Source organism: Aeromonas sp. HMWF017, assembly GCF_003061465.1.
Taxonomy (GTDB): domain Bacteria; phylum Pseudomonadota; class Gammaproteobacteria; order Enterobacterales; family Aeromonadaceae; genus Aeromonas; species Aeromonas veronii.
Window position 1 is genome coordinate 62,117 of sequence record NZ_QAJD01000062.1, and the last position, 8,452, is coordinate 70,568.

The 8,452-nt window shown below is 59.1% G+C and carries 8 protein-coding genes; 4 read left to right on the forward strand and 4 right to left on the reverse strand.

From position 1 onward, the window contains the following. Positions 1-91 precede the first annotated feature (91 nt). Complete coding sequence (locus tag DBR30_RS05700; protein WP_100653771.1) at positions 92-376, forward strand: RepB family protein; 285 nt, start codon at positions 92-94, stop codon at positions 374-376. Between the two features lie 226 nt (positions 377-602). Here the strand turns inward: DBR30_RS05700 and rsmF are convergent, their stop codons facing one another. The 4 genes from rsmF to DBR30_RS05720 form a co-directional block, all read right to left on the reverse strand. Next, positions 603-2,033, reverse strand: coding sequence for a 16S rRNA (cytosine(1407)-C(5))-methyltransferase RsmF (gene rsmF / locus DBR30_RS05705; RefSeq protein ID WP_108542516.1), 1,431 nt, complete (start codon positions 2,031-2,033; stop codon positions 603-605). Positions 2,034-2,177: 144 nt separating this feature from the next. Continuing rightward, positions 2,178-4,730 carry an MlaD family protein gene (locus DBR30_RS05710; protein ID WP_108542517.1) on the reverse strand — a complete coding sequence of 851 codons (2,553 nt, stop codon included), beginning with the start codon at positions 4,728-4,730 and terminating at the stop codon, positions 2,178-2,180. A gap of 55 nt (positions 4,731-4,785) precedes the next feature. Further along, positions 4,786-5,388 carry a paraquat-inducible protein A gene (locus tag DBR30_RS05715; RefSeq protein WP_100653768.1) on the reverse strand — a complete coding sequence of 201 codons (603 nt, stop codon included), beginning with the start codon at positions 5,386-5,388 and terminating at the stop codon, positions 4,786-4,788. Next, complete coding sequence (locus tag DBR30_RS05720) at positions 5,372-5,998, reverse strand: paraquat-inducible protein A (protein WP_005333129.1); 627 nt, start codon at positions 5,996-5,998, stop codon at positions 5,372-5,374. Before DBR30_RS05720 ends, DBR30_RS05715 begins: the two co-directional genes overlap by 17 nt. Before the next feature lie 147 nt (positions 5,999-6,145). Here DBR30_RS05720 and prpB point away from each other — a divergent pair, with 147 nt between their 5' ends. From prpB to DBR30_RS21690, 3 genes are all read left to right on the forward strand, one after another. Further along, positions 6,146-7,033: a methylisocitrate lyase gene (gene prpB, locus DBR30_RS05725; RefSeq protein WP_108542518.1), complete on the forward strand. Its 888-nt coding sequence runs from the start codon at positions 6,146-6,148 to the stop codon at positions 7,031-7,033. Positions 7,034-7,043: 10 nt separating this feature from the next. Further along, complete coding sequence (gene prpC / locus DBR30_RS05730) at positions 7,044-8,171, forward strand: bifunctional 2-methylcitrate synthase/citrate synthase (RefSeq protein ID WP_108542519.1); 1,128 nt, start codon at positions 7,044-7,046, stop codon at positions 8,169-8,171. A gap of 10 nt (positions 8,172-8,181) precedes the next feature. Further along, on the forward strand, positions 8,182-8,452 hold a 271-nt coding region (locus DBR30_RS21690), incomplete at its 3' end, for an MmgE/PrpD family protein (RefSeq protein WP_375135839.1).

Consider the following 8,452-nt stretch of genomic DNA (forward strand, 5'->3'; position numbering starts at 1 on the left):
GCCAGTAGCCCAAAGGGGAAGGGCATCTTCCAATGGATAATGGCATGTGATGAGAGATAACAAACTCGGAAACGTAATATCGCAAGGACATATGAGCCAAGAAATGACAGTGCGTGAAGAGCAAGAGGCGGTGCCCCAAAACAATGCCGAGCGGCAGCGCCAACATGTAAAACGCAAGCAGGAGACCCATACCCGGCTGCAATGCTGGATCAGCAATCGCCACGCCGAACGATTGGCCGCACTGGGTCTTCATCTCGAAGACAGTCAGGCATCACTCATCGAGCAGGCGATCGATCTGCTCTACCAACATGAGCTGGGTAGAGAACCTCCGTTTGAAAACCGAGTCGCCACACAGGTCGAAGAGACCGTTGAATAGACACAAGAGTGAAGTAACAGCGATACGTGAAGAGATAAAAAAAGCCAGGTACGAATTCCTTGTACCTGGCATAGGGGAATTGGCTCCTTGCAGAGCCGTGCGCTAACTGGTGTTCGGATTGCCTTAAGCTTAGACAAGGCTCAAGGCTTTTCAAGATCCGAAGAAAAGTTCAACCAGAGTGTGGGTATTTCAGACTCATTCAAGTGCTTATGCACCGAACGGCCCACTACGCATTGAACAGATTGTTGTCACGCACCAGCTCGCGGGGGAGGGCATTCTTGACCCGACTACCCACCCATTTCCCCATCCCCAGGGTATGTCCCTGATAGCGGACGATCACCTCGCCAGTGCCCGCATCCTGTTCTGGCCAGACGTCCCGCCCCATCATGAATCCCCGCGCATTGGCGCTATCAAGCTCAACCACGCCCTTGCTCGCTTTATCGCCATAGGCCAGTGCCCACTCATGAGTGAGGCGATAACCTTTCTTGAAGGTCTCGGCCAACTTGATGCCAATGCGATCGAAGCGCAACTTGCCCTGCACCTGACCAAACCGCTGGGGGAAGAGCCAGATCTCGTCATTGCGGCCAAACAGCTGACCCTGCGGTGCCACCCCGAAGTTGGCTTCAATCTCGCGCAACATGGGTTCAGCCTCTTTGGCAGGAAGCGGCGCAAAGGGGAATTTACCCAGCTTACCCGGCTTGAACATGGTGTTGGGCACAGAGTGATGCTTGCGCAATCTGGCGACGAAAAAGCCTTCACTGTCGAAGATTTGGGGCCAAACGTGCAGGTATCCTTCGGATGTACAAGCTTGCTCTGCATGGGGGAACAGGTCAGCCAGCGAGTCAAAACTCAAGGCATCGCCAAACTTGTCCAGCAGGGATTGGCAGACCGCTTGGTTCTCCTGCTCACTCAAGGTGCAAGTGGAGTAGACCAGTACGCCACCCGGTTTCAAGGCATGGAAGGCACTCTCCAGCAGCCCCTGCTGCACCGCCGCGATCTCGTCGATGCTCTCGATACTCCAGTTGCGCAGTGCATCTTCATCCTTGCGTACCGTACCTTCACCGGAGCAGGGGGCGTCGAGCAGGATGGCATCGAAGGTCTCCGGCAACCACTGGCCAAATACCTTGGCATCAAAATGGGTCATCCCCACATTGGTCACGCCGCAGCGCTGGATATTGGCGCTAAGCACTTTCAACCGGCTGCTGGAAAACTCGTTGGCAACCAGCATTCCCTGATTGTTCATCAGGGCCGCGATCTGGGTGGTCTTGGAGCCGGGGGCCGCCGCCGCATCCAGCAACATGCCATCCGCTTTGATCTTGTCGTTGGCAAAGAGCGCCGTCACCGGCAGCATGGAGCTCGCTTCCTGAATGTAGAAGAGCCCGCTCAAGTGCTCGGCGGTGTTGCCAAGTGGGACAGTTTCATCGCTGCGTGTCAGCCAGAAGCCGGTATCACACCAGGGCACAGGGTCGAGCTGCCAACCCAGTGGCTCCATCAGGGCGACGAAATCCGAGACGGCTATCTTCAAGGTATTGACCCGAATGCTGCGGCGCAGCGGACGTCGACAACTGGCCACAAAGTCATCCATCGAGAGATGGGCCGGCATGATGGCCGCAATGTGGCGTAAAAAGTAATCGGGAAGGAAGGTGTTGTCGTGCACTGTGCCGTCTCGTTGACCGAAAAAGAGGGGCGATATCCTACCACAAGGCTAAGAATATTCTGAATCTGAACCCTATCAACAGGCACCGGAATATAAAAAAGCCCGGCACTGTGCCGGGCTTGGATGAGATACAAAGGGAAGAGATCAGGGCTGGATACGTGGACTCCACTCCAGCCACTCTTTCTCGGCCTTGCTGTAGAGCGCATAGCTATGGCCCGCTTTGATGGTTGGACCCATCTCTTTCTCCGGCGTATTAAAAGCAATGCCGCCGGCCAGCAGGCTCTGCACCGTCTCCACTTCGATAGTGCCGCCGGTCAGCCCGATATCCGCCTTGACCCCGGAGACATTCCAGAAACGGGAGTTGGCCCGCACCAGATGGGCATACTCCTGATCCACGTTGACATCGATCACCACCTCGCTGCCATCCCGAGCCAGCGCCACCTTGGTGACACTGCCCACCACCATCTTGCGAAACAGCAGCGGACTGCCGACGCTCAGGCCATTGACGGAGGGGCTCTTGAGGGTCAGGGCCAGACCCACCGGGCCGACCTGACTCAAGGGGAAGCGATCTTTGCCAGCGCCTTTACCGGGTTGTGCTTCTACAAACGCCCCCTTGATCAGGGTGTCGAGGTGCGCAACCCCGCCTAATCCCAGCTTGGCCTGCACCAGAGTAAAGCGGGCGCCGGACTGCAGGAAACGCTCGGCATAGTGGCCATCGAGTTCAGCCTTGAAGATCACCTGACCCAGAGACGGCTCCAGCTCGATCTCTTCAATTTTGCCGATATCGACACCGCGATAGCGGATCGGGCTGCCAATCCCGAGCCCCGGATTGCTCTCTGCCACCAGTGACAGCTGGCGCACCTTGGCCTTGGCTTGCTCCCTGGAATCGAACAGTTGATGACTGCTGCGGCCGTTGGCCAACCGATCGAACTCGATGGCACCGCGCAGCAGGGTACCGAGGTTGCCCACCTTGACCTGCACCCCATCGACCCGCACCTTGGTGTCGATGGCCGGTTTTTTCCAGAATTGGGGTTGCTGGGCGAGGAGGGGAGCATAGACCCCATCAATTTCTAGCTCGATCTCGACCCCCTCTTTGGCGGCGCGCAGCTGTTTGACCTTGCCCGCTTCCAACCCCAGATAGAGCACAGGTGAGCCAATGCCAATGCCATCGGCCTGGTCTGCTTTGAGCAACCAGCGCTGGGGCTTGGCATCACGGGTGCCGAGCAGAGCCAGCTCCTGACTGGGGTAGAGACGGTTAATCCGCTCGCCACTGCTGGCTTGTACCAGCTTGATCCCGCCCCCCAGCCAGGCACTGGCCGGACTGGTTTCTACTTTGATGCCACTCAGATCGGCATCGATCTGCAACGGGGCGGCGCGATAGAAGCGGGCACGGTTGAGCAGATGGCCGTAGCTCGGTGCCATCACCAGCTCGACGCTGGCATTGCCGCGCGCATCCAGGGTGAGCTGGCTGATGCGGCCCACCTGCAATCCCTTGTACCAGACAGGGGCATCCTGATTGAGCCCCGCCAGATCGTCAGCCCGCAGCGTCACCTTGGTGCCGCTCTGGGGGGCGCGATCGGTAAGTGTCATCTTCTCTACCGGTTTGCCCGCCACATAGTCGAGGCGAATGGCCGGGCCGGAGAGCAGGCGATCTGCATGCTGCACACCGGTCGCGGAGAGGGAGACACTCTCCCACACCAGTTGACTCTTGTCGGTAATGCGATAAGCCTGCTCCGGGTTGATCAGCGCTGTGACCACTCGGCCTTTATCGGTAAGGCGAATGGGATCGATACGACCAATCTCGATCCCCTCATAGAGGATGGGCATCCCCTCCTTGACCGGGAGATCGCCAGCCGCAATGTCGATACGCGCACCTCGCGCCGCTTCCGCCAGCCCTTTATAGAGGACGAAGGTCTGTCCCTTCTCCGGTTCCGGTGAATCTTTGGGCGAGTCAAAGGCAATGCCGCCGCTCAGGATGGAGGTGAGGCTGCCAGCCTCCACGCTCACCCCAGCCAGACTGAAGGAACCCTTGATACCGCTGATATTCCAGAAGCGGGTATCGGCTTTGACCAGATGTTCGAAACGCGGCTCGATCACCAGATCCAGAATGACGTTCTGGTTGTCCTGACCCAGGCGGGTATTGATGACGCTGCCCACCTCGATACCGCGGAAATAGAGCTTGGCGCCAATCCCAACCGAACCCAGCGAATCGGCGGTCAGGTGCAGCATGCGACCCTGAGCCTGATAGCCGGGAGGAGGGCCCTCCAGTGCATCGAAGGTCTCCTCCAGCGGATTGCTTTCACGCCCCGGTTGCAGGTTGATGTAGTTGCCGGAGACCAGGGTATCGAGGCCGGAGATCTCGGTGAGCGACGCCTTGGGGCTCACCAGCCAGAAGTCGGATCCCTTGCGGATCAGCGGTCTGGCACGGCTGTCAATCTTGGCCATCACCGCAATCTTGCGGCCATCTTCAGCCAGCTCCAGCTCTTGCACCACGCCGATGGCCACCCCCTGATAACGAACCTGGGTTTTACCCGGCAAGATGCCGTTGCCCTGGGCGAAGTTGATCTGGATAAGCTGGCCACGGCTCAATACCTGCTGATAGAGAAAGCCACCCGCCAGCAGCAGGGCTATCAGGGGTAACAGCCAGACCGGCGATAACCAGCGCCGCTTTTCGATGACGGGTTCAGCCCCGATCATAGTGACTCCTTATTGGCTGGATTAAACAGCACATCAGACAAAAACAGTGAAATCATCAACGGGCCGCCTTGTCCCACAGTAAACGGGTATCGAGCATGCGGGCCGACATCATGGTCAGCACCACCACACCGGCAAAGGCGGTGGCCCCCGGGCCTGCGCGGACACTCAGCAGCACACCCCGATCGACCAGCGCCACCATCAGCGAAATCACGAACAAGTCCAGCATCGACCAGCGACCGATAAAATCGATCACCCGATACATCACCAGCTGGCGCTTGCGCCGCACCGGTTTGGCCCGCTGCAACTGCCAGCAGATCCAGCCCAGCCCCAATATTTTTCCCACCGGCACCAGTATGCTGGCGGTGAGGACTATGGTGGCAATCCCGCTCATCTTGCTGCGATAGAGCATCATGATACCGCTGAAGATGGTATCTGACTGCAGCAACCCCTTGTTGTAGAAATGGGTTATGGGCAACAGATTGGCAGGCAACAACATGAAGGTGGCGAGCGCCAGCAAGCCCCACGACCAGGCGAGGGATCGGGGGATGCGCACCTGCAATTTGCTGTTGCAACGGGGGCAGACTGCCCCGGCTTGATAACGCACCAGCAGACCGCAGGTATGGCAGCGGCAGAGCCCCATCTCACGGGCGCTGGTCATGTTCCGGCTCCTTTAACGGGATCCGCGCCCAGTAGGGGGCGGGGTCAAACAGGATCAGCAGGGTCATGTTGAGCAGCATCAAAATACCGAGACTGAGCAAGCCGCCACCGAGGCGCACATCGGCGATGTCGATCAGTTTGAACAGGGCAACCAGCAAGCTGACGATATAGACCTCCAGCATGGCCCAGTGGCGAAATACCTCGACCAGCTTCAAGGTGACGGGAAGAATGTGCCAACGTTTTGCCAGACCCGAAGCCAGCGCAAAGATCCCCGCCAATAACCCCACTGGCGCCAACACCGCGCACCAGAGCACCAGGCTGGCTACCCACCATTCACCTTCGCCAAACAGCACCAGGATACCGCGCAGCAGGTCGGCGTCGGTGTTGACCCCAGCCAGCCGCAGATAGATCAGTGGCTCAAAAAATGCGGAGGGCAGCAGCAGAAAACCGGTAATGGTCAGGGCCATCAACTGGGAGGGACGAAAGGCATAACGGCCATAGAGATGCTGATGACAACGCGGGCAGTGGGCATGACGACGCAGCGGCAGTGCTTTGCGCTGGATCAGCAAGTCGCACGCCGGACAGACAATTACGGAACCGGGCTCCATCATACAATTCAACCTGTTGAAGGAATTGGTGAAATTTACCCTAAAACCGGTTTCCTGTCTTGCCTGCAGCCGGAATGTTACGAAAGTATAATTGACGTTAACGTAAACGTGATATTAGATAGCCAGACTAGACAGGTGAAAGGAGTCATGATGTCCAGTTTGTCCCCCTCGGCAGGCCTGCGCTTTCGCACCGCCCTTGCCAACGAAAAGCCACTACAGATCGTCGGCACCATCAATGCCTATATGGCGCTGATGGCCGAGCGCAGCGGTTTTCAAGCCCTCTATCTCTCCGGCGCCGGAGTAGCCAATGCCTCCTATGGCTTTCCGGATCTCGGTATGACCTCCCTCAACGACGTGCTGATCGATGCCGAGCGGATCACCGCCGCAACCCGTGTGCCGCTACTGGTCGATATCGATACCGGCTGGGGCGGGGCATTCAATATCGCCCGCACCATTCGCGCATTCGAGCGAGCCGGGGTTGCCGCCATCCATATGGAAGATCAGGTGGCCCAAAAGCGCTGCGGCCACCGTCCCAACAAGGCGGTGGTCACGCTGGGGGAGATGTGCGATCGCATCAAGGCCGCAGTGGATGCCCGCGAGAATAGCGAGTTCGTCATTATGGCCCGCACCGATGCACTGGCGGTGGAGGGGATGGAGTCGGCTCTTGAACGCACCGCTGCCTATGTGGCCGCCGGGGCCGACATGATCTTCGCCGAGGCGGTGACCGAGCTGGCCCAGTACGACCAGTTCAAGCTGGCGGCCAAAGTGCCGATCCTCGCCAACATGACCGAGTTCGGCAAAACCGCGCTGTTTGACAAAGAGCAACTGGCCGCCCACGGGGTCGACATGGTGCTCTATCCATTGAGTGCCAGCCGTGCTGCCAATCAGGCTGCCCTCAACGTCTATCACCATATTCGCCAGGATGGCCATCAACGCGCCGTCGTGGAGACCATGCAGACCCGGGAGTCGCTCTACGACTTTCTCGGATATCACCACTACGAGCAGACACTGGATCGTCTGTTTTCAGCCAAGGAATAGGAGGCAGCTTATGGGACAACAGAAACCTTTGGGCGGGGCAGGTCTGCGCGGCCAAAGCGCAGGGGAGACCAGTATCTGCACCGTGGGCAAGAGTGGCACCGGGCTTACCTATCGCGGTTACGACATCAAGGAGTTGGCCGATAGCGCCCAGTTCGAGGAGGTCGCCTATCTGCTGCTCAAGGGAGAGTTGCCCGATGAGCAGCAGCTTGACGCCTACAAGCGCGAGCTACGTCGCCTGCGCACCTTGCCCCAGCCGCTGCTGGAGGTGCTGGAACGCATTCCCGCCGATGCCCACCCCATGGATGTCCTGCGCACCGGCTGCTCCATGCTCGGCGATCTAGAGCCGGAAGATGGCTTTGAACATGAACACGAAGTGGCGGATCGGCTGCTGGCTGCCTTTCCGGGCATTCTGATCTACTGGTACAAGTTCAGTCACGAGGGCGTTCGCATCGCCCTCGACAGCGACGAGGAGTGTATCGGTGGCCATTTCCTCGCACTGCTGCACCAGAAGGCGCCGAGCGAGCTGGAGCGGCGGGTGATGCATGTCTCTCTCATCCTCTACGCAGAGCATGAGTTCAACGCCTCCACCTTTGCGGCGCGGGTCTGCGCCTCGACCCTTTCCGACATGTTCTCCTGTATCACCGCCGCCATAGGCACCCTGCGCGGCCCGCTCCACGGCGGCGCCAACGAGGCAGCCATGGCGATGATCGAACACTGGCAGGATGGAACGCAGGCAAGGCGCGAACTGCTGGCCAAGTTGGCGGCCAAGGAGAAGATCATGGGCTTTGGCCACGCCATCTACCGCACTTCTGATCCGCGCAACGTCATCATCAAGGAGTGGTCGGCCAAGCTCGCCGAGGCGGTGGGGGATGATCGCCTCTATCGCGTCTCCTGCGAGGCGGAGAAGGTGATGTGGGAAGAGAAAGAGCTCTTTCCCAACGCCGACTTCTTCCATGCCAGCGCCTATCACTACATGGGGATCCCGACCAAGCTGTTCACGCCTATCTTCGTCTGCTCGCGGGTCACCGGCTGGTGCGCCCACGTGATGGAGCAGCGCGAGCACAACCGGATCATCCGCCCGAGCGCCGATTATGTCGGCCCGGCCCCCCGTCACTTTGTCTCTCTACAACAACGATAAGGAAATCACGATGTCCGCCAACGTCGACGTCAACCACAGACCCGAGCCCGATCAGGTACTGGTCGATATTGCCGATTATGTCTGCAACCACCCCATTACCAGCGAGGCGGCTCTCGACACCGCCCGCTACTGTCTGATGGACACCCTTGGCTGTGGCCTGCTGGCCCTGCGCTTTCCCGAGTGCACCAAGCACCTTGGCCCCATCGTCCCCGGTACACTGGTACCCCATGGTGCCCGGGTGCCCGGCACCCAACTCTGCCTCGATCCGGTCAAGGCGGCCT